Source organism: Shewanella sp. ULN5 (assembly GCF_030731885.1).
GTDB lineage: Bacteria > Pseudomonadota > Gammaproteobacteria > Enterobacterales > Shewanellaceae > Shewanella > Shewanella holmiensis.
In genome coordinates this window covers 193,996-215,812 of the sequence record NZ_JAPJEE010000002.1, presented here as the reverse complement: position 1 = coordinate 215,812, position 21,817 = coordinate 193,996, and the positions used below count along the sequence as shown (strand labels likewise).

Genomic DNA, 21,817 nt, shown 5'->3' with positions numbered 1-21,817 from the left:
CCTTATAAAAAAATCATGCCGTACACCATCACAAAAATCATCGGCGTAAGGCTAGCAAATGCAATTAATCCAAATCCATCAAGCATGGGGTTTCGTCCTTTAATGACGGTCGCTAAGCCAACACCCAGCGCGGTCACTAAAGGAACCGTAATGGTAGACGTGGTGACGCCGCCGGAATCGTAAGCGATACCTATGATGCTAGGTGGTGCGAATGAGGTGAGGATCATCACTAATACATAACCGCCAATAATGATGTAATGAATAGGCCAGCCTTTTAAAATACGAATTACGCCGAGTAAAATGGCTAATCCCACAGATATCGCTACCGTTAAGCGCAATCCCATGGCGTAATCATCTAATGATGTTTCATCATTAGCTATTGCACCTGATTCGGCCGCAACTTTTGCGGCCTCATTGGCAACCGCGGTGAGGGCCGGTTCTGCTAAGGTGGTACCAAAACCGAGCGAAAATGAAAATATGACCAACCAAAAAACACTGCCTTTGCGGGCAAGGGCTTCTGCAAGAGATTCCCCAATCGGAAATAACCCCATTTCAAGGCCGAACACGAAAAAGGTTAGTCCAAGGACAATAAACATTAAGCCAATTAAGATTGAGCCTAAATGATCGGGTGCTTGTTGTAAGATAAAAATTTCGAAAAAGCCAACAACTAAGATAATCGGCACCAAATCTTTAAAGCTACTGAACATTGAGGTTAAAAGCTTCAGCACTGCAGACATCTATCCTCCATAAAAATCAGTAAGTCATATTTTCAGTGTGCCTTAGTAATCAAGGAACTCAACAAATTGTTTACAAAAGTCACCATTTGTTTGATGTTAATCAATAAATGTGCAATTGCTGTGAGATAGGTAACTGTGTTTGACATTCACATTGCCATCATTCAGGGTATGATAACTTTCAAGATTTAAAAGGAGTTTTGTGATGTGGAAAACATGTAATATTTTAATGTTAGTGTGTGTATTTGTGTTCAATAGCCCCGCTATGTGTGCTGATAATGACGTAAGTAACATCACGGTCAATCAGTCTGATGGTTATTTACAGGTGCTAAGGTTGAAAAATGGAATGTCAGTAGTGATTGAAGAAGGGCGTTTAGAACCGCGTTCCATTGGGAGTATTAGCGTAAAACTGTATCGTGATATAGACGTTGGTGACTTTGCCTCGGCGGTAACTTTTGTGCGTGATGGGACGATTATCAACACAGCTCTCAACGACAATTTTGATGGGGGTAGCCAAATCTCTATTACTACTGTCACTGCAGGTAGCGGCCAATATCAGGCTATCAATAATGTCTGTATAACAGGTGATGTTGTTACAATATGTCAGGTCGCGCCATGAATAACGTCGTGATCGCTGGCGTGGGAATGACGCCGTTTTGTAAGCCTGGTCAACATCAGCCTTATCGGGTTATGGCTGCCAAGGCGATAGCATTAGCTTTAGCAGATAGTGGTTTATCGGCAGGCAATATTCAGCAGGCTTTTGGTGCTTATATTTATGGTGACAGCACCTGCGCGCAACATGCGTTTTATGATGTGATCCAAAGTGGTATTCCAATCATTAATGTAAACAATAATTGTGCAAGTGGTTCTACAGCACTCTATTTAGCCAGACAGGCCGTGTTATCGGGTGAAGTGGATTGTGCATTAGCGTTTGGCTTTGAAGAAATGCAACCCGGAGCTTTAGGCGCACATTGGCAGGACCGTGAAAGCCCATTTACTAGAATGGATCCGGTATTATCAACCTTCACTGCTCCCGATGGTCCGATTGCGTTGCGTGCTTTTGGCGCGGCGGGTAAGCATTACATGGATAAATACCATGTGTCTTCTAAGCTATTTGCTCAGGTGGCGGTCAAATCTCGCCGTCATGCTATTAATAACCCTAACGCGTTATTTAGAATGCCACTGTGCACAGATCAGGTGTTAGCAGATAAGGTCATATATGACGGGTATTTAACTCGCCTAATGGCATGTCCGCCGACTTGCGGCGCCGCCGCGGTGATAGTGTGTAGTGAGCGCTTTGCAAAACAGCACAACCTTGGGGCAGCGGTGAAAATTTTGGCTCAGTCTATGGCAACTGATACTCAGGTTTCATGGCAAGATCCTATCAATGCCGTTGGTAAGTCAATGACAATGATGGCTGCAGCGAACGTGTATAATACAGCGGGTATTGCACCACAAGATATTGATGTGATTGAATTACATGATTGTTTTACCCCAAATGAAGTGATCACCTACGAGGCATTAGGCTTGTGTGCTGAGGGCGAAGCGGAGCAATTTATCAATGCGGGCAATAATACCTATGGTGGTCAATTTGTTATTGGGCCGTCAGGTGGACTTATGTCAAAAGGTCACCCAATAGGGGCGACAGGTATAGCACAATGTGCTGAACTTGTTTGGCATTTACGCGGTCAAGCAGGTGATCGTCAAGTGCAAGGTGCTCGCTTAGCTTTACAACATAATGTGGGTCTAGGTGGGGCTGTTGTAGTGACTTTGTACGGTAATTGATGTTACTGTATCTGTTGTAAAATCTTATCTTTTTAGTGCCAAGTATAGGCACTTTACACTGACAAATAGAGAATGGAATCTATATGAAACATAAAACCTTCCAGTTTAATTCTAATACTATTACTGCAAACATCAGAATGTGTGTTTACGGCAGTGTGTTAGTGTCGAGCATGCTATCGCTTATGGTGCAAGCAGATGATTTTTCTTCAAGTTATCAAGCTTATCAACAAGCCGTTGCCGCAAATGATAGTAAGCAAACATTAGTGTACGCTCAGCAAGCTTATGATTTAGGAAAAGTCAGCTTTGGTGAAAACCACATCGATACAGCGAAGTTACTGATGAACCTTGCCAATGCGCAGCGTGATAGTGGTGATAAGGTTTCCGCAAGTCAGAATTACAACAAAGTGCTGGCCAGCTACCAGGCACATTATGGTGACGATAGCATTGAAGTGTTAGATCCTATGTTGTTAGCTGCAGAGTCAACAACCAATGACAAAAAGGCCCAAGCACTGTTTGAAGATGCCATTGATGTGGCTAAGTCATTAAATGACCCCCTATTGCTAGCTGAAGTGTATACTGCGGCATTTAAACACTTATATAAAACCCCCGAATATAATCACACCATAAAAAACTATGGTTTAAAGGCGTATGACATTTACAGCCAACATCTTCCAGAGGATGCTATTATCCGCGTTGATGCCACTTACTTGGCCGCATCCATCCAGTTTGCTGAAAAACACTATGATACAGCAGAGCGCTTATTTCTTGAGGTGATTAAACAGTATCAAGCCCTTGATTATAGCCATCCATCAGAGTTACATGCCCACGCTGTGCTGGTTGAGTTGTACGAGAAACAAAATAATAGCCAACAAGCGACGGCACACTGTATTGCGATTGGTAAGATGAAGCCTTGGTCGGATGATCAGGATCAAGTGCCCTTATTTAGACATCATCCAAATTATCCAAAATCCTATGCAAAAGACAGAAAATCGGGATGGGTTGATATGGTGTTTACCATTGATGCAAATGGCTTTGTTAAATCGGCATCGGTATTAGATTCAAAGGGCGGAAAACGTTTTGAAAAAGAATCGTTAGAGGCCATTCAAAAATGGCGCTATGCCCCTAAGTTTGTTGACGGGAATCCGGTTGAAGCCGAAGCCAAAGTGCGTCTAGATTTCACCATTGCTGATAGCTAAATTACCATGTAAACCGTGACTAGCGAGAACAGCATACACACTAAGCCAGCCTCAATAAGTCGCTGGCTTTTTTGTAGCTGATTTTTGCCTTGTTTCAATACGGTGATTAAATTTTGTTGGTTATAAATTCTGCATGTGAGCAGATCAGTTTGTGGATCGACTAATAATTGTAGATTATATTTTTTACCATTTTTCAATAAGATATCGTGATTGCTTAAAATGCCAAAGTTGAACTTTTGCGATACCACTTTACCATTAAGCAGTACTTTTTCTAAGCCGCACCAATTGCTGGCTTGTAACTCAAAATTGTCCTGATTTAAAAGATAACTGAACTTAATCATGGCATCGCTCCATTGCACTTTACTCTCCCAAAGGTGTATTAATCTAAGCAGAGTAATGTGACAGTTTCCAGTACCAAAATATGACGCTTTTAAGAATATGGGCTAATTGATTGGTGGCTAAACGAAAAATATATTTAACTATTTTTTCTTGCAAAATGTCTGGCTATACACTTATTTGAGATTGCGGAGACTGACCTCTATTTAGTCGTTATCGCTATAGGCTCTTAGTAAGTCTTTCCAGGTGATAATGCCCACTAAAGTACCACTATCTAATACTGGCAAACTGCCAATGCCGTGCTCAAGAATGATTTCACAGGCTTGTTTTAAGGTGGTATGAGGTGCAACTGTGATTGGATTGTGACTCATGACTTGATGTACGCGTTTGTTGAGGGTTTCAGTGTCTCTAATCAGTTCAGCAGCAGTGCCGAGATTGGGGCTTAGTGCTTTCAAAAAATCACGATGGGATAAAATACCCTGTAAATTGTCGTCTTCATCAATGGCTAACAAATGATGAAAGGTGACATTATCAAAAATGTGTTTAGCAACAGATAAACGATCATCAATTGAAATAGTGACAATTCGCTTGGTCATAATGTGGCTAACAAGTGTGATTGCTGCAGGCATATTTATCCTCTTTAACTCGGCATCTTCAGCTTTGCTTAGCCGCGTTATTAATTTATAGCAGATAAACTATATTACAACAACGAGTTAGCCACATTGTTAAGTCATTCAAGTCAATTCTAAGGGGTGATGCCAAGGTATTTTTGTGCTTTATGGGGTTTGAGTTGATGAATATCCACTAAGACTAAACCATCAATACAATCACCAAATTCAGCATCAATACCAAAATCAATAAACTGCACGCCCTGATCTTCACACAACTCACCATATTGCTTAAATAGTGTCGGTACTGATACGCCCATGTTTGCTAATGTCCTTTTGAGAATTTTAAAATTGTCAGCATAATTATTCCCGTTAAATAGGCGGTGTAATTGGTGTGACCGTTCATCAGTTATAAAAAACGCGTTATGTGATTTAGCTAAATCAACCTGGCTTGGAAATTGGTTTTGATAGAAATGGATGAGTATTTCTTTCGCAGGCTCAGGATAGCTGTTACTTATTGTCACTGGGCCAAACAAGTATCGATATTGTGGGTGTTTTACCAAAAAGGCACCAATACCTTGCCACAGGTATTCAAGGCTTCTGCGGCCCCAATATTTTGGTTGTACAAAGCTTCTGCCTAACTCTAATCCCTGTTCAAAATAGGGCGCGAAATTGGCATGGTAAGTGAACAAGGTTTCGCTGTATAAGCCATTGGCTGTATTTTGCTGATGCATATGTTTGGCACTGACAAAACGATATGCGCCGACTATCTCTAAATCGTCTTTGTCCCATAACACTAGATGCCAATAATCATTGTCATATTTATCTATGTCTCTGTGTTTTCCCGTACCTTCACCCACCGCTCTGAAAGCGATTTCACGTAAACGACCAATTTCACGCATAATCGCGCTACTTTTTTTATGCTGGTAAAGGTAGATCACTTTATTGTCAGAAGTGTGTCCCAATGGCTCACATAATTGTAATTCCTGTTGTAAGTTGGTTCGAGATTCTGGGTGAGCAACGGCATTTTGGGTACTAAATAAAGGTGGCCGGTTTTTACCAATACGGTAAAGGTGATTTTTGAGTAACTTCACCTGTGTTTTTAGCGGAAAGTCATTGTTGGCAACGGTTTCTTTAGCAATCAATTTACCAATTCGAACTGGCATCACTTGGTTGACTTGACGAAACATCTCTTTGACCAGTAATAGTGTCGCTAAGGGTTTATACAGCATCGATGCGCCATAGAATGTAGCCGAGTTTTTCGCATCAACAAACATCGGCAGTAACGGCGCATGGCAGGCTTTGGCCATTTTGACAAAACCCGTTTGCCAGAGTAAATCTGTCACACCGCTGGGGCGTAAACGTGACACTTCACCGGAGGGAAATATTAATAACGCCCCTTCAGATTTTAAATGCTGGTGGATATTGTCAAAATGCTGTTTTGGGGTGCCACCTGTCATGTTTCTTACCGGTAGCAAAATGGCATGTAATGGCTTAATGGCCATGAGTAATTCATTGGCGACGACTTTGATATCAGGTCGAACTTTACTGATTAACTTTATCAGTGCCAATGCATCAAGCGAGCCGATAGGATGGTTGGCATAAATGATCACACGACCGTCAATGGGGATATTTTCAATTTCATTGTTGGGAACGCTATAACTGAAATTAAAGCTGGCGAGCACCTGTTCAACAAAATCTACGCCGGTAAGATGTTGGTGCTGCTGAGCGATATCATTACACTGCTGTTCGTGCAGCAAGTAGCGAAGCATGGCTTTAGTGGGTTTAGCTAACCAGGGTTTATTGGCTAATAGTGGCAGGTTTTGTTCCACCATTTGGTCGACTGTAAACATCATTTGCCTTGATTTCATTATGCCACCTTCTGGTTTGGCTGTTGTAATGGCTGAAATGTGGCTGTTGGTAGAGGCTGATCCGTTTCAACACGTTCAATGATATTGGGGATTTTGTTCTGCTCATCCCACTTTAATAACTGAAACTCGCCTAATAAGGTTTCAACCACCAAGGTGCAGTTTTCAACCCAATCTCCGTCATTGGCATAGATGATTTGCCGTTCACCACTGTGATGAATGGAAAGCTCTGGTTGGTGGATATGGCCACAAATGACCATGTCGACCTGCTGTTTATCGGCAAATCGAATGACCGCATCACGAAAACTATTTATGGCCTGCTGTGCTTTGTTTACGCGTAATTTGATGTAACTTGCCAATGACCAATAGGGGTATCCCAGTTGACTACGTACATGGTGTAGATTGCGATTTAGCCACAATAAGACATCATATAAATGGTCTCCTAATTTGGCATAGGTGCGACTTACACACACTTCAGAATCAAATTGATCACCGTGTAACATTAAGCATCTTTTACCCAAGATTGATTGATGTACATAATCGGGTGCAATGGTGATCCCCCTAAAGTGACTGTTAACATAGGCTTTAAATAACTCGTCGTGATTGCCTGGTATATAGAATACTTGGGTGCCGTTTTGGGCTAGTTCGAGTATTTTTGTCAACACGGCTTGATGGCTATCTGGCCAAAATACCCGTTTTTTTAATGCCCAAATATCGATAATATCGCCGACAAGATATAAATGCTGACAGTGAGTGTTATTCAAAAAATCTAATAAAAACTCAGCCTTACAATCGATACTTCCTAGGTGAACATCGGATAACCACACAGCATAAAAACCTTGTTGGCTATTTGATTCATGGGCTGTTTTTTTTGCTTTGGATAATGAAGAGGTTAAGGCGGGGGGCACATAGGTTGATGAATGCGCGTTAGCTTGAGTCGCTTGCTTGAATAGTGTGCTTATTTTATTCATTTATTTACTCTCTACCAAATAGCACTGTATTAAGTTAGCTTCAGCTTAATGGCGGAAATTGACTAAACGGTGACGGAAATATTGCAATTGGATGAATAATACGAGGGGGAATATTTACTGGTAGAATGTTGTTCGAGATCAAACGAATTTAGTGCGGTGATTGTGGACTGGCTAGCTCTAAGGACGATGCACTGCAAAACAGTCTTGCAAGTTCAATCGACCCTTTTGATGCTAGTAACAAAAAAGGGAAGCTAAGCTTCCCTTTTAAACGGTATAGTCTTGAACAATATAGTCTTGAACAATATAGTCTTTAAGATTATCGCGATGAACTATCGTGCAGCATCAATAATGGCTCTTGCCATTTCATCTGCCACAGAGCCTGTGGTGCGATTTTCTGCATCTGCGCGAGTAAAGATGGTCAGCAAGGTTTGATAGATTTGTTCTACCTTGGCAACCGATGCCGCTTTATCGTAGTTATTTTCAAATGATACGTTAATAATACCACCGGCATTAATGACGTAATCTGGTGCATACAAAATGCCCATTTCTTTTAATTTTTCACCGTGACGCACTTCTGCCAGCTGGTTGTTGGCACAACCTGCGACAATCGTCGCTTTCAATAATGGCAGGGTAATATCGTTTAAGGTTGCCCCTAGCGCGCATGGTGCATACACATCAACATCTTGATTGTAGATATCTTGTGGTTCAACCACGGTTGCGCCAAATTCACTGGCAACACGATCTAACGATGCTTGATGAATATCGGTCACGACTAATTCAGCGCCTTCTTCATGCAAGTGCTTACAAAGGTAATATCCCACGTGTCCGACGCCTTGCACGGATACCTTAATGCCCTTAAGGCTATCAATACCACGTTGATGTTTTACCGCAGCTTTAATACCTAAATAAGTGCCTAAAGCGGTAAGAGGTGACGGGTCACCCGATTTGCCTTCTAATCCAGCAACATATGGCGTTTCGCGGTTTGCAATCATCATATCTGAAGTTGATACACCCACATCTTCGGCAGAATAGTATTTACCGCCTAAGCTATTAACGAAACGGCCAAATGCAAGAAATAATTTTTCACGATCTGTGGTTTTTGGATCAGCAATAATAACCGCTTTACCACCACCCATAGTTAAGCCTGCAAGTGCATTTTTATAGGTCATACCGCGCGACAGGCGCAATACATCGGTGAGCGCTTCATCGTCAGATTGATAATTCCACATTCTACAACCACCAACGGCAGGGCCTTTGTTGGTGTTATGCACTGCAATAATAGCTTTCAAGCCACTTTCTTTATCATGACAAAACACAACTTGTTCGTGCTCATCAAACGAGACATGATTAAATACAGCCACGTAAATTCTCCACTTGCTTTATGGTCGTGTGTTAGTTTTGACTAACACTTAATTATTAACGCTTTGGTTATTTATTCTGACGCTTAAGATAACAGTTATAACAACGCCAAAGTAGGGTAGATTAAGCTACCACACAGGCTTGGCGATACTTTATATCCTGTTCATATTAAATGTCGTAAATGAATCAAATTCGATATTTAGTATTGCAGCACGATAGCATTTAGCGATACTCTCAACAAAGCCTGATGACGTAATTTTTGTGATCAAGCTGGCAATTTTGCTTGCCACTTTACGTAAACGTAAAGTATTTTAGTGTTGAGTGTGAATTTCAGCATAATGGATGAATAAAAAATAACCCATGTATGCTTAATAACAATAAGATAGGAAGTGTTATGGCTGATGAAGTAGTTGAACAGGTTGCAGAGCCTGCTGTTGATCAAGAAGCATTAAGACAGCAATGGGTAAAAACACAATTCCAAAAAGCAAATCGTTTTCTCGCGGAAAAAGGCGTGATCCCTAATAAGGTTTTTGCAGATGAAAGTCGTTATCTTGCGCCATACCTTGCGATTTGGAAAATGGACTCAAAACAGCCTACCAAACAAACATTTTGGGTCATGTCAGGTGATTTACCGTCTGACTATGTTGATGTAAAAGTTGCACAAACTGCTCGTGATGCACTGCGTCACTTTTCAATGATGTGGCAACTTAAAGCTGAAAACCTTCATAAATCTGGCGCAACACGCGATGCGACTCAGTTGAAGTTTGCTAATTTGTTAGTTTCACGCGCAGAAAGCTTATACAAAATGCATGAAGATGAAAAACTCTGGTCTTAAACCTCATTTCATTCTGGCTAAATAAAAAAGGCACATAATGTGCCTTTTTTATTGTTCCCGCGAGTGGATGTTATTCAGCCAGGTAATATAACCCTTGATTGATTAGCTCAACTAGCAGTTGCCCAATAGATGCGTTTGCCAATAAATCAGTGGCGTTTTCGCTATCTAAAGTCATTGTGTTGGCTAACAGGATTAGCTGTGCTTCTGTAACATCTTCAAGTGGGTATACTTCGCCATTAATAAATAAACGACATTGTTGGTCGTTCTCTAAACGCAACACTTTTAACCCGCCGATGCGCGCAATACTGGCATTGTCTTGTACCATTTCTTGTAATTCTTCGAGTGTGACAGGTTCTTCACCTTCACAAATATCGAGTTCAAAACGGTTTTGACTTAATAATTTACCAAGCATGGTTTGATATTTTTCAGGTTGAGTGGCTAGCTCTGCCAATAACTGCATAATACCTTGCTGCTGAGTTTGACTTACCACACCTGGATCTGTTGCCTCAGACTTTGAGGTGAAACGTTTGTGACCGCTGTTATTATCAATCAGCGAATCTGCAAGTTGAGTTAGCAGTTCTTGCTGGCTAGGGGCTCTAAAGCCAATTGAATAGCTTAAGGCTAGAGACAATGTCTCGCCACAGTGTGGATAACCTGGTGGGATATATAACACGTCACCCTTTTTTAATACAACGTCGATAATAGGTTCAAAATCGTCCACTAATGGCGATGTAGCATCACCACCGCGACGTTGATGATTGCCTTTGTCGCCCACTTTCCAGCGACGTTCACCTTCACCTTGAATAATAAACACATCATAATTATCAATGTGTGGGCCTACGCCGCCTTCAGGTGTGGCAAATGACACCATTAAGTCGTCAAAGCGCCAATCGGGTAAAAAACGAAATGCATCAACCAATGGTTGAGAGTCTGGATACCAGTGATTTACCGCTTGCACTAATAGTTGCCATTTCGTTTCACCATAAGCATCGTAATCTTCAAAGGGGCCTTGGATCACGTCCCATTGATTGTCTTTAGTGACAACAATACGCGATGAAATTTCTTCTTCGCAAGCAAGACCTGCTAATTCATCTGCGGCAATTGGGTCAACAAAGTCAGCGAAGGCTTGTGTGAGTACCACAGGGGTTTGTTGCCAGTACTGCTTAATGAAGGCTTGGGTGTCAAAAGTTAATTGATACATGGTCTTACTCTCTGTACGTTGTGAAAGCAGTGTAAAAGAAAAGCGGCAACTCGAATGTCGAGGTGCCGCTAAATTAGGTGAGGCTTTTTATCCTCAGTTGACAAATTATTTTAATTCGTCAACAAATGCCTCTGCACGGCCAATGTAGTTAGCTGGAGTCATTTTTTTAAGTTCAATTTTAACGTCTGCTGGTAACTCAAGTCCGTCAATAAATACCGCTAACTGTTGTGCATCAATACGTTTACCACGTGTTAACTCTTTCAGTTTTTCGTATGGTTTTTCAATACCGTAACGACGCATTACCGTTTGAACGGGCTCTGCTAACACTTCCCAGTTTGCGTCTAATTCAGCACGTAAATGCGCTTCGTTAACTTCTAATTTGCTGATCCCTTTTAGGGTAGCTTGGTAAGCAATTAATGAATGAGCAATACCAACACCTAAATTGCGTAATACGGTAGAGTCAGTTAAATCACGTTGCCAGCGAGAAACTGGCAATTTAGCGGCTAAATGCTGCATAAGCGCATTGGCGATGCCTAAGTTACCTTCTGAGTTTTCAAAGTCGATTGGGTTAACTTTATGCGGCATGGTTGAAGAGCCAATTTCGCCAGCAATCGTGCGTTGTTTGAAGTGACCTAACGCAATGTAACCCCAAATGTCACGATCGAAATCGATTAAGATGGTGTTGAAACGTGCCATAGCATCAAATAATTCAGCAATGTAATCATGCGGCTCAATTTGTGTTGTGTAAGCGTTCCAGTTAATGCCTAGGCTTGTCACAAAACGCTGTGACAACGCGTGCCAATCAACCTCAGGGTAAGCAGATATGTGAGCATTGTAGTTACCTACAGCTCCATTGATTTTACCCATAATTTCAACAGCTTGAATTTGCTTCAGTTGGCGTTCTAAACGTACAACCACGTTAGCCATTTCTTTGCCTAAGGTACTTGGTGAAGCAGGTTGACCATGAGTACGTGACATTAATGGCACAGTTTTATTGTCATGGGCTAACTTCTTGATTGCATCAACGATTTGTTGACACTGTGGCACAACAACGAGTTCACGAGCTTCTTTAAGCATTAGGCCGTGTGATAGGTTGTTAATGTCTTCTGAAGTACAGGCAAAGTGAACAAATTCATCGATTGCGACTAACTCTGGGTTGTTGGCAATTTTTTCTTTGATGAAGTATTCGACCGCTTTCACGTCATGGTTAGTGGTGCTTTCAATGGTTTTAACACGTAGTGCGTCTTGCTCACTGAAGTTATCTTTAATGCTGTCTAATAATGCTAATGCTGATTCGCTAAACGGTGGTACTTCTTCAATTTCTGGGCAGCTAGATAATAATTTTAACCAGTTAATCTCAACTTGTACGCGGTACTTAGTAAGACCGAACTCGCTGAAAATCCCTCTTAATGACGCGGTTTTACTACCATAACGACCGTCTACCGGAGAGATAGCAGTTAGTGCGGAAAGATCCATTTGAAGCTCCTTGGTGAACTTTTATTGTAGGGTGATTCGATTATTTATTTTTGTTGGCTTTTAACAGCCGTATCAAATATCGCTTTTCGTGCAAAGACTAAATGGCGACGTTTGCCACCTAATTGACGCCATAACACGGCGCTGCGCATAGCTGATAGTAGCAATGCGCGAATTTTGTTTTGCACGTTAGTTTGTTTTAAAAATGCTGGATTACCTGAAATCTGAAGTTTAGGGCCAAGAGCACTAATCACATCACTGTAAATGCTAGCTAGATTTGCGAGCACTTGTTCATCGGTAATCGAAAAATGGGCTAACTGACGATGCACCTGATTAATGCGTTCAGCCAACATGCCTAAACCGTTAGGTGAGCGAGACAGTTTGCGCTCTAATGCCAATACACCGACTAAATAACGGGTGGTTTCGACATCTTTGTTACTGCCATCGCCAAGTTGATTTTGGATAAGCTGGTAGCCTTTATCCAATATTTCTTTGTTTGGATAAACATCAGCGGTGCTTTCAGGGTTAGTGACTAAAATGGTATTCAAGCTAGCCGCTAACGCTTGTTCGTCACTTTCACCATGACGGGCGATGTATTGCACTTGTCCGATGGCCTGTAAAATGCCAGCAAATGCCATGGTGCGTTCATATAAGATATTGTCAGTCACGATGTGGCTTACCTATCCTCTGATTAACGTATCGATGATCCCGCCGCCTAAGCAAACTTCACCATCATAAAAAACTGCCGATTGCCCAGGCGTGACGGCGGCAACAGGTTCATCAAAGAACACTTCAATGGTGTCTTCATTGATATGTTTAATTTTGCATTGTACATCACGTTGACGGTATCGGGTTTTGACGCTTATGTGTTCAGCATCCGCAGGCCCTTTACGGTCAACCCAATCTAATTGTTTTACGCTCATGCCAACAGACATTAATCGCGGGTGATTACCGCCTTGGGCAACCACTAATACATTGCGGTCTAAGTCTTTATCAACGACATACCATGGGTCTTCGTTGCTATTCTTTAAACCGCCGATACCTAAGCCTTTACGTTGACCTAATGTATGGTACATCAAACCTTGGTGCGTACCGATCACTTCACCTTCAGCGGTTTCAATATCGCCAGGCATAGCAGGTAAGTAGGTGGCTAAAAAGTCGGTAAATTTGCGTTCACCAATGAAACAAATACCCGTACTGTCTTTTTTATCATGGGTAATGAGTCCCATTTGTTTTGCGATATCACGTACTTGATGCTTTTCAAGTTCGCCAACAGGGAATAAGCTTCGCGCCACTTGCTCATGGCTTAGTGTGTATAGAAAATAGCTTTGATCTTTGTTGTTATCGACTCCGCGTAACATTTGAGTGCTGCCATCAGCATTGTCACGACGACGAACATAATGGCCCATTGCAATAAAGTCAGCGTCTAATATTTCATCAGCGAATTCTAAAAAAGCTTTGAACTTGATTTCTTTGTTACACATGATATCGGGGTTAGGGGTACGACCTGCTTTGTATTCAGCGAGGAAATACTCAAAAACGTTATCCCAGTATTCAGAGGCAAAATTGACGGTATGCAGTTTTATGCCTAGCTTGTCGCAAACCGCTTGTGCATCTTTTAAATCTTCACTCGCAGCGCAATATTCATCCGTGTCATCTTCTTCCCAGTTTTTCATAAATAGACCTTCAACTTCATAGCCTTGCTGCATTAGCAGATAAGCTGAAACTGAAGAATCTACACCGCCAGACATGCCAACGATGACTTTTTTACCATTAGTGGGTGTGATTGATGTCATAGATCCTATAAACCGTTCTGTATACCTATGAAAAGCCAAAATTCGACGTTTCAAGAGAGAAATTATGTGTAAATTCTGCGGCGCGTATTCTATCACGCATTCGCTTTAGGGGCTATCTTGGGACGGTAATTGTTGAATTCAATGACAGACCGATTATAAATAGTCTGAATTTAACAGCCGAACCGAATAATGTTTACCTTGTTGCTTAATAAAATCATCAATAGATTTAAGCACTAACGGGCTTCGCATTTGATCAGCTTTTTTCGCTATTTGCTCTCTGCTAAACCAATGGGTTCGAGTAATTACAGGGTCAAGAGGCTCGCATTTCACTTGAATGGGTAATTCTGCACAAAAAGTGAAACGTACAAATGCCAACTCAGGACTGGCGGTAAATTGATAAATGCCTACCAATGAAATCGGAGTAATGATTAAACCCGTTTCCTCAAGTATTTCACGTTTGCATGCCTCAATGAGCGATTCGTCGGCTTCAAGATGACCCGCGGGTTGGTTATAACGCACTTCACCGTCGATGAGTTCTTCTACCAGTAAAAATTTACCGGCACAGTGAATGATAGTGGCAACCGTGGTATTGGGTTTATAGCGTTCACTCATTGGACTAACTCTTGGCTGATGCAGTTTGATTAATCACTTGGTATTCACCATTGGCTAAGTTATCGAGACTCCATTGACCTATTTTGTAACGGATTAATCTGAGTGTGGGATAGCCAACATGCGCCGTCATTCGTCTGACTTGACGGTTTTTGCCTTCACATATTTGAATTTCTAACCAGCTGGTTGGAATGGATTTTCGTTCCCTTACAGCTGGCGTACGTGGCCAAATGTTAGGTGCAAGCATTACACGTACTTTGGCTGGCAAGGTTTTACCGTCTTTTAATACAACACCTTGCTGAAGCGATTCAATCGCTTGTTGAGTCGGTTCACCTTCAACCTGCACCCAATAAGTTTTGAAGGTTTTCTGATTTGGTTGAGTGAGCTTAGCCTGTAATTGACCGTCATTGGTCAGCAGCAATAAACCTTCACTGTCTCTGTCGAGTCTTCCTGCGGCATAAACATCGGGTATGGCGATAAAATCTTTTAACGTTTTTCTGCCAGCTTCATCGGTAAATTGGCATAACACATCAAATGGCTTATTAAATAGCACGATGACGGGATTGGCTGTTCGAGGTTTTTTAGGTGACGATTTATTAGCCAATGACTTTATCGGCGATGCTTTCGACGAGCGCATAGCTGCATTCTTAGCAAGGCTTTTATTAAAACGTGCTTTAAATGATTGGTTTTTTACAGGGGTTGCCATAGTGAAAGCTTGATGCCTTTGCGTTCAGTTATGCCACCGTCCTGAATAAGATTGAAACTTCCAAGCTGGAAACTTTTCACTAATGAATCAGGTTGGCATAAAAAATTTACGTTAAATATGCGTAAAAAGGGTTAAAAAATCGGAACAACGACCAGTTTACTGCTTATTCGCCATAAGTGGAATTTGAATATTATTCAGAATGCTCTATGATGTTGGCCTGAAAATTGTGATCTGTACCTAATTTTTTCTTAAATTGGCTTGTGGAGATATATTTAACTAGCTGATTTTTCATTGTTTCAAGTAAAACAATGAAGGAAGTATTAATAAAAATAAAAAATGGGATAGGGGATTTCACAAATGTTACCGCATCAAAACCTCGCTTGAGGCATGTGGCAAACAACGTTTCATCACAGCAAACAGATAATCATCTTGCTTGATGACATCATCGTGAAATCGTCAACATATCCGCACCAAATATTCTAATAAATTATTAATTTACAATAATGTAGGAAAAACCATGAAAGATAACTCTCCAACGATTATTTATACTGAAACGGACGAAGCGCCAGCACTAGCAACACTTTCTCTGTTACCTATTATTCGTACCTTTACAAATGCTGCGGGCGTTAAAGTTGAAACACGTGACATTTCTTTGTCTGGCCGTGTGATTGCAAACTTCCCTGAAAAATTAACAGCAGAGCAAAAAATTGCTGATGCATTAACTGAACTCGGTGAACTTGCTAATCTTCCTGAAGCTAACATTATTAAATTACCTAATATCAGTGCTTCAATTCCTCAATTAAAAGCGTGTATTGCTGAACTTCAAGCGCAAGGTTATGACGTCCCTAACTACCCGGATGAGCCAAAAACTGACGCAGAAAAAGAAATTCAATCACGTTATGATAAAATCAAAGGCAGTGCGGTAAACCCTGTATTACGTGAAGGTAACTCTGATCGTCGTGCGCCAACGTCTGTGAAAAACTATGCTAAGAAAAACCCACATTCAATGGGCAAATGGGCGAGTGATTCTAAGTCACACGTTGCGCATATGTCAGAAGGCGACTTCTACGGTAGCGAACAGTCAGTGACTTTAGCTGCAGCCGATAAGGTTAGCATCGTATTAGTGAAAGCTGATGGCAGCGAGCAAGTATTAAAAGCAGGTTTAGCCTTATTAGCTGACGAAGTGATTGATACTGCTGTGATGAGCAAAAAAGCCCTTGTTGATTTCTATACTCGTGAAATTGAAGCGGCTAAATCAGAAGATGTTTTATTATCGCTTCACTTAAAAGCGACCATGATGAAAGTGTCTGACCCAATTCTTTTTGGTCATGCAGTAAAAGTATTCTTCAAAGACGTATTCGACAAGCACAGCGCATTATTTGCTGAGCTAGGCGTTGATGTTAACAATGGTTTTGGTGATGTATATGCCAAAATTAAATCATTACCAGATGCACAACGTGCTGAAGTTGAAGCCGATATTGCAGCTGTTTATGCCGCTCGCCCAGCGCTTGCTATGGTTGATTCAGACAAAGGTATCACCAACTTACACGTGCCTAGCGACATCATTATTGATGCTTCTATGCCTGCAGCAATTCGCTCTTCTGGCCAAATGTGGGGCCCTGATGGCCAATTGAAAGACACTAAAGCCATGATCCCAGATCGTTGCTATGCAGGTGTTTATCAAGAGACCATCGCATTCTGTAAAGCTAACGGTGCTTTCAATCCAACGACGATGGGCAGTGTACCAAACGTGGGTTTGATGGCTCAAAAAGCTGAAGAATACGGTAGCCACGATAAGACATTTGAAATCAAAGCAGCGGGTACCGTCAAGGTTATTAACCAAGCGGGTGATGTGTTAATGACTCACGCTGTTGAAGCTGGCGATATTTACCGTATGTGTCAGGTGAAAGATGCGCCAATTCGTGACTGGGTAAAACTTGCAGTTAAACGTTCACGTTTAAGTAATACTCCAGCGGTATTCTGGTTAGACAGTAATCGTGCACATGATGCTGAATTAATCAAAAAAGTGAACACATATTTAGCCGATCATGACACTGCAGGATTAGATATCCGCATCATGTCACCGGTTGATGCTACACGTTTCACCTTAGACCGTATCATCAAAGGTGAAGACACTATTTCTGTTACTGGTAACGTGTTACGTGACTATTTAACCGACTTGTTCCCAATTCTTGAGCTAGGTACAAGTGCTAAAATGCTCTCAATCGTACCTCTAATGAATGGTGGCGGATTATTCGAAACAGGTGCAGGCGGTTCAGCACCTAAGCACGTTCAACAAGTTGAAAAAGAAAACCACTTACGTTGGGATTCTTTAGGCGAGTTCTTAGCACTTGCAGCATCTTTAGAACACCTAAGCCAAACGACAGGCAATACTCAAGCACAAGTGCTCGCAGATGCGCTTGATGTCGCTATCGGCCAGTTCCTTGATAGCAACAAGTCTCCTTCACGCCGTGTGGGTGAGTTAGACAACCGTGGATCGCACTTCTTCTTAGCACTTTACTGGGCCCAAGCCCTTGCAGCGCAGACATCTGATCCAGAATTAGCCGCGAAGTTTACAAAACTAGCGACTGATTTATTATCGAATGAAGCTGTTATTGTGGCTGAGTTAAATGCAGCACAGGGGCCAGCGGTAGATTTAGGTGGTTACTACCGCTTAGATGCAGCTAAAGCTGAAAAAGTAATGCGCCCAAGTAAAACCTTAAATAGCTTTATCGTGGCATAAGTCACTTTTTAGCCAATAAAAAACGCGCCTGAATGGCGCGTTTTTGTTTTTTTAGCATTTATTTTGGTTAAATAAAAAGACAGGGATTAAAATCCCTGTCTTTTTGCTTTATAGTTTCACCTAACTAATTAGTTGGTGAAATGGCTGATGCATGCATCCCTTTAGGGCCTGCTTCTACCTCAAAAGAAACTGGTTGTCCCGCCTTTAGCGTTCGATAACCTTCCATTTCTATGGTTGAATAATGTGCAAAAACATCCTCGCCACCCTGATCTGGGCAAATAAACCCGAATCCTTTGGCGTTGTTGAACCATTTTACAGTTCCGCTTGCCATACTTCCACTTCCTTCTTTTGTCTACTTACCAGTAAGATAGTAAAACTTATTATTCAGCGGTCTTGAATTGCCGCCTGACAAACAGAATGAAATTTGTACGAAAAGAAGTCAAGCATAAATTAACAAAAAGACAACATTTAATTAATTTAATATTATCATGTGGTCGGCATTGAAATGAGAGGCTAGTATTAGAGCATGGCTAAAATAGGCAGCATTGAAAAAACGGAAGAAAAAGTTGAATCAGACCTACAAAGACCCAACTTATATAAAGTGGTTCTGAATAACGATGATTACACTCCAATGGATTTTGTAGTGGAAGTACTACAACGTTTCTTCGATAAGAATGAGCAACAGGCCGTGGATATTATGTTGGCCATTCACCACAAAGGGAAAGGTTTATGCGGTGTGTATCCATTTGGCATTGCAGAAACTAAAGTTTTACAAGTAAATCAATTTGCAAGAGAAAACCAACATCCGTTACTGTGTAGTTTAGAGAAAGAATAATCTTACTCTGCTGTTTGTGGTTAATTTAGGGGGTGCTTATGCTGAACAAAGACTTAGAGGTCACTTTGAACCTAGCGTTTCAGCAAGCTAGAGATTCGCGTCATGAATACATGACGGTAGAACATTTATTATTAGCGTTATTAGATAACCCTGCAGCTTACGAGGCATTAATGGCTTGTGGAGCAGATATTAATAAATTGCGTGAAGAAGTACATAATTTCATTCAACAAACCACGCCAATTATTGCAGAAAGCAGCGAAGACAAAGAAACTCAACCGACATTAGGATTTCAGCGTGTGCTTCAGCGCGCCGTCTTTCATGTTCAATCATCAGGCCGCAATGAAGTTACAGGCGCTAATGTGCTAGTGGCTATTTTCAGCGAGCAAGAATCACAAGCTGTTTATTTGTTACGCCGCTGTGAAATTACCCGATTAGATGTGGTTAACTTTATTTCTCATGGTTTTTCGAAAGATGAAGATAAAGCGGACGACAGTGACAATTCAAATATCGATGATCCAACCGATGCACCTGAAGAGCGGAGTATGTTGTCGCAATTCGCGGCTAATTTGAATCAGCTTTCAAAAGACGGAGTGATCGATCCATTAATCGGTCGTGATGCAGAGGTTGAGCGTGCGGTACAAACCTTGTGTCGTCGTCGTAAAAATAACCCACTGCTAGTGGGCGAGGCAGGTGTGGGTAAAACCGCAATTGCTGAAGGTTTGGCTTATCGCATCGTTAATGGTCAAGTGCCTGATGTCATGGCCGATGCTACTGTGTATTCACTTGATATGGGATCCTTGTTAGCCGGAACAAAATACCGCGGGGATTTTGAAAAAAGGTTTAAAAGTTTATTAAAAGAACTCGCGGCCGATGAACACGCCATTTTATTTATCGATGAGATCCACACCATCATTGGTGCTGGTGCGGCGTCCGGCGGGGTGATGGATGCCTCAAACCTACTTAAACCATTGTTGTCGAGTGGTAAATTACGTTGTATGGGCTCTACGACATTCCAGGAATACCAAAGTATTTTTGAAAAAGATCGTGCCTTGGCTCGTCGCTTCCAAAAAATTGATGTCAATGAGCCTTCAGTGGCTGAAACCACTAAAATTTTGATGGGATTAAAGTCGAAGTACGAAGAGTACCATGGTGTGCGTTATACACAGGCGGCTATCAGCAGTGCAGCGATTTTGTCAGCCAAACACATTAATGATCGCCATTTACCCGACAAAGCCATTGATGTGATTGATGAAGCGGGTGCGAGAATGGTGATGATGCCTGCCAGTAAACGCAAGAAAACCATCGGTCAGGCTGAAATTGAATCCATTATTGCTAAATTAGCCCGCATTCCGGAAAAATCAGTGTCGTCGTCTGACAAGGATTTACTGAAAAACCTTGAACGTAACCTTAAGATGGTGGTATTCGGTCAAGACAAAGCGATTGAGAGCTTGTCAGCCGCCATTAGATTGTCTCGCAGTGGCTTAGGTAGCGATAAGAAGCCAGTGGGTAGTTTCTTATTTGCAGGGCCAACAGGTGTGGGTAAAACCGAAGTCACTAATCAGTTAGCCGCTGCATTAAGTTTAAAGTTAATTCGTTTTGATATGTCTGAGTATATGGAGCGTCATGCTGTATCTCGTCTGATTGGCGCACCTCCAGGTTATGTCGGGTATGATCAAGGAGGTCAATTAACCGATGCCGTGATTAAAAACCCTCATTGCGTGGTGTTATTGGACGAAATTGAAAAAGCGCATCCTGAAGTTTATAACTTGCTGTTGCAGGTTATGGACCATGGTACGTTAACGGATAATAACGGCCGCAAAGCAGATTTTCGCAATGTGACCTTAGTGATGACCACCAATGCGGGGGTGCAGGAAACCATTCGTAAGTCGATAGGCTTCCAGCAACAAGATCACACTCAAGATGCGATGGCGGAAATAAATAAAGTATTTTCGCCAGAGTTTCGTAATCGCTTAGATTCAATCGTCTGGTTTAACCATTTGGATATGACAGTAATTGCCAAAGTGGTTGATAAGTTCTTAGTTGAGCTGCAAGCGCAATTAGATGATAAGCGTGTGGTGCTAGAGGTGAGTGATGAGGCGCGTACCTTATTAGCTGAGAAAGGATACGACAAAAACATGGGCGCTCGACCGATGAGCCGTGTGGTGACTGAATTGATTAAACGTCCATTAGCGGATGAGATTTTATTCGGTAAACTCGAGGCCGGTGGTATTGCACATATTGACGTTAAAAATGATGAAATTCACATTGAATGTGAAACACCGGAAAAAGTGTCTTAACTGAATTTATTAGTGAAAAAAGATGGCAAAAGCCATCTTTTTTTATGCTGTAAATTAAAGAGTGCGATTGCGAGAATAATCACGATAAGACAGACTGCGATGGGATTAACGCGCGTGCAACTTTGACAATTTGAGTATAAAAATTAGTTATAAAAAAACCGACATCTGAGTCGGTTTTTTTCATACGAAAACTATAATCATTAACGTGCGCGGAAGACGATACGTCCTTTAGATAAATCATAAGGAGTCAACTGAACAGTGACTTTGTCACCCGTTAAAATACGGATGTAGTTTTTGCGCATTTTGCCAGAAATGTGGGCTATCACCACATGTCCATTTTCAAGCTCTACGCGGAACATTGTGTTTGGCAAGGTCTCAAGGATAGTGCCTTGCATTTCAATGTTGTCTTCTTTCGCCATTAATAAATTATCCCATTAGCCTTCAAATATGAAAATCGGGCGTATC

The 21,817-nt window shown here is 41.6% G+C and carries 21 protein-coding genes; 7 read left to right on the top strand and 14 right to left on the bottom strand.

Going from position 1 to position 21,817, the window contains the following annotated elements:
* Window positions 1-2: 2 nt before the first annotated feature.
* Window positions 3-737 (bottom strand): DUF1538 domain-containing protein, encoded by a 735-nt coding sequence (locus ORI98_RS03020; protein WP_261297876.1) that lies wholly within the window; start codon window positions 735-737, stop codon window positions 3-5.
* Window positions 738-939: 202 nt separating this feature from the next.
* Between ORI98_RS03020 and ORI98_RS03015 the strand changes: the two genes are divergently transcribed.
* The 3 genes from ORI98_RS03015 (at window position 940) to ORI98_RS03005 (ending at window position 3,715) form a co-directional block, all read left to right on the top strand.
* Window positions 940-1,353: a PliI family lysozyme inhibitor of I-type lysozyme gene (locus ORI98_RS03015; protein ID WP_306134198.1), complete on the top strand. Its 414-nt coding sequence runs from the start codon at window positions 940-942 to the stop codon at window positions 1,351-1,353.
* Window positions 1,350-2,519 (top strand): lipid-transfer protein, encoded by a 1,170-nt coding sequence (locus ORI98_RS03010; protein WP_306134197.1) that lies wholly within the window; start codon window positions 1,350-1,352, stop codon window positions 2,517-2,519. Before ORI98_RS03015 ends, ORI98_RS03010 begins: the two co-directional genes overlap by 4 nt.
* An 83-nt stretch (window positions 2,520-2,602) precedes the next feature.
* Entirely contained in the window at window positions 2,603-3,715 is a 1,113-nt protein-coding gene (locus ORI98_RS03005) for a TonB family protein (RefSeq protein ID WP_306134196.1), read from the top strand.
* Here ORI98_RS03005 and ORI98_RS03000 read toward each other — a convergent pair.
* From ORI98_RS03000 to ORI98_RS02980, 5 genes are all read right to left on the bottom strand, one after another.
* Window positions 3,712-4,056: a hypothetical protein gene (locus ORI98_RS03000; protein WP_306134194.1), complete on the bottom strand. Its 345-nt coding sequence runs from the start codon at window positions 4,054-4,056 to the stop codon at window positions 3,712-3,714. The genes ORI98_RS03005 and ORI98_RS03000 overlap by 4 nt on opposite strands.
* Before the next feature lie 201 nt (window positions 4,057-4,257).
* Window positions 4,258-4,680 carry a CBS domain-containing protein gene (locus ORI98_RS02995; protein WP_306134193.1) on the bottom strand — a complete coding sequence of 141 codons (423 nt, stop codon included), beginning with the start codon at window positions 4,678-4,680 and terminating at the stop codon, window positions 4,258-4,260.
* Between the two features lie 116 nt (window positions 4,681-4,796).
* A complete protein-coding gene (locus ORI98_RS02990; protein WP_306134192.1) occupies window positions 4,797-6,530 on the bottom strand; it encodes a lysophospholipid acyltransferase family protein in 1,734 nt (577 codons plus the stop codon).
* Window positions 6,530-7,498 carry a UDP-2,3-diacylglucosamine diphosphatase gene (locus tag ORI98_RS02985; RefSeq protein ID WP_306134191.1) on the bottom strand — a complete coding sequence of 323 codons (969 nt, stop codon included), beginning with the start codon at window positions 7,496-7,498 and terminating at the stop codon, window positions 6,530-6,532. Before ORI98_RS02985 ends, ORI98_RS02990 begins: the two co-directional genes overlap by 1 nt.
* A 329-nt stretch (window positions 7,499-7,827) precedes the next feature.
* The gene (locus ORI98_RS02980) at window positions 7,828-8,859 is read right to left on the bottom strand and encodes a Glu/Leu/Phe/Val dehydrogenase dimerization domain-containing protein (protein ID WP_306134190.1); all 1,032 of its coding nucleotides are present in this window, start codon (window positions 8,857-8,859) and stop codon (window positions 7,828-7,830) included.
* Window positions 8,860-9,251: 392 nt separating this feature from the next.
* Here ORI98_RS02980 and ORI98_RS02975 point away from each other — a divergent pair, with 392 nt between their 5' ends.
* Complete coding sequence (locus ORI98_RS02975; protein ID WP_261297868.1) at window positions 9,252-9,692, top strand: DUF4826 family protein; 441 nt, start codon at window positions 9,252-9,254, stop codon at window positions 9,690-9,692.
* 70 nt (window positions 9,693-9,762) lie between these two features.
* On the opposite strand, the gene ORI98_RS02970 is transcribed toward ORI98_RS02975, so the two are convergent.
* The 6 genes from ORI98_RS02970 to rluE all read right to left on the bottom strand — a co-directional run bounded on the left by ORI98_RS02970 (window position 9,763) and on the right by rluE (window position 15,408).
* Window positions 9,763-10,893: a cupin domain-containing protein gene (locus ORI98_RS02970; protein WP_306134189.1), complete on the bottom strand. Its 1,131-nt coding sequence runs from the start codon at window positions 10,891-10,893 to the stop codon at window positions 9,763-9,765.
* A gap of 105 nt (window positions 10,894-10,998) precedes the next feature.
* Entirely contained in the window at window positions 10,999-12,369 is a 1,371-nt protein-coding gene (gene purB / locus ORI98_RS02965; RefSeq protein ID WP_306134188.1) for an adenylosuccinate lyase, read from the bottom strand.
* Between the two features lie 44 nt (window positions 12,370-12,413).
* Window positions 12,414-13,034, bottom strand: a complete 621-nt coding sequence (hflD, locus tag ORI98_RS02960) for a high frequency lysogenization protein HflD (RefSeq protein WP_261297865.1) — start codon at window positions 13,032-13,034, stop codon at window positions 12,414-12,416.
* A 12-nt stretch (window positions 13,035-13,046) separates the two neighbouring features.
* Window positions 13,047-14,162 (bottom strand): tRNA 2-thiouridine(34) synthase MnmA, encoded by a 1,116-nt coding sequence (gene mnmA, locus ORI98_RS02955; RefSeq protein WP_261297864.1) that lies wholly within the window; start codon window positions 14,160-14,162, stop codon window positions 13,047-13,049.
* Window positions 14,163-14,315: 153 nt separating this feature from the next.
* Complete coding sequence (locus ORI98_RS02950) at window positions 14,316-14,774, bottom strand: NUDIX hydrolase (protein WP_306134187.1); 459 nt, start codon at window positions 14,772-14,774, stop codon at window positions 14,316-14,318.
* Window positions 14,775-14,778: 4 nt separating this feature from the next.
* On the bottom strand, window positions 14,779-15,408 hold the full coding sequence (rluE, locus tag ORI98_RS02945) for a 23S rRNA pseudouridine(2457) synthase RluE (protein ID WP_306134336.1): 630 nt from the start codon (window positions 15,406-15,408) through the stop codon (window positions 14,779-14,781).
* 586 nt (window positions 15,409-15,994) lie between these two features.
* On the opposite strand from rluE, the gene ORI98_RS02940 reads away from it, so the two are divergent.
* A complete protein-coding gene (locus ORI98_RS02940; RefSeq protein WP_306134186.1) occupies window positions 15,995-18,220 on the top strand; it encodes an NADP-dependent isocitrate dehydrogenase in 2,226 nt (741 codons plus the stop codon).
* A gap of 124 nt (window positions 18,221-18,344) precedes the next feature.
* On the opposite strand, the gene cspD is transcribed toward ORI98_RS02940, so the two are convergent.
* On the bottom strand, window positions 18,345-18,551 hold the full coding sequence (cspD, locus tag ORI98_RS02935; protein WP_188839529.1) for a cold shock domain-containing protein CspD: 207 nt from the start codon (window positions 18,549-18,551) through the stop codon (window positions 18,345-18,347).
* Between the two features lie 195 nt (window positions 18,552-18,746).
* Here cspD and clpS point away from each other — a divergent pair, with 195 nt between their 5' ends.
* Both clpS and clpA read left to right on the top strand, forming a co-directional pair.
* Window positions 18,747-19,055: an ATP-dependent Clp protease adapter ClpS gene (clpS, locus tag ORI98_RS02930; protein WP_188839530.1), complete on the top strand. Its 309-nt coding sequence runs from the start codon at window positions 18,747-18,749 to the stop codon at window positions 19,053-19,055.
* A 38-nt stretch (window positions 19,056-19,093) separates the two neighbouring features.
* Window positions 19,094-21,352 carry an ATP-dependent Clp protease ATP-binding subunit ClpA gene (clpA, locus tag ORI98_RS02925; RefSeq protein WP_306134185.1) on the top strand — a complete coding sequence of 753 codons (2,259 nt, stop codon included), beginning with the start codon at window positions 19,094-19,096 and terminating at the stop codon, window positions 21,350-21,352.
* A gap of 200 nt (window positions 21,353-21,552) precedes the next feature.
* On the opposite strand, the gene infA is transcribed toward clpA, so the two are convergent.
* The gene (gene infA, locus ORI98_RS02920; RefSeq protein WP_011496276.1) at window positions 21,553-21,771 is read right to left on the bottom strand and encodes a translation initiation factor IF-1; all 219 of its coding nucleotides are present in this window, start codon (window positions 21,769-21,771) and stop codon (window positions 21,553-21,555) included.
* Window positions 21,772-21,817: the final 46 nt, after the last annotated feature.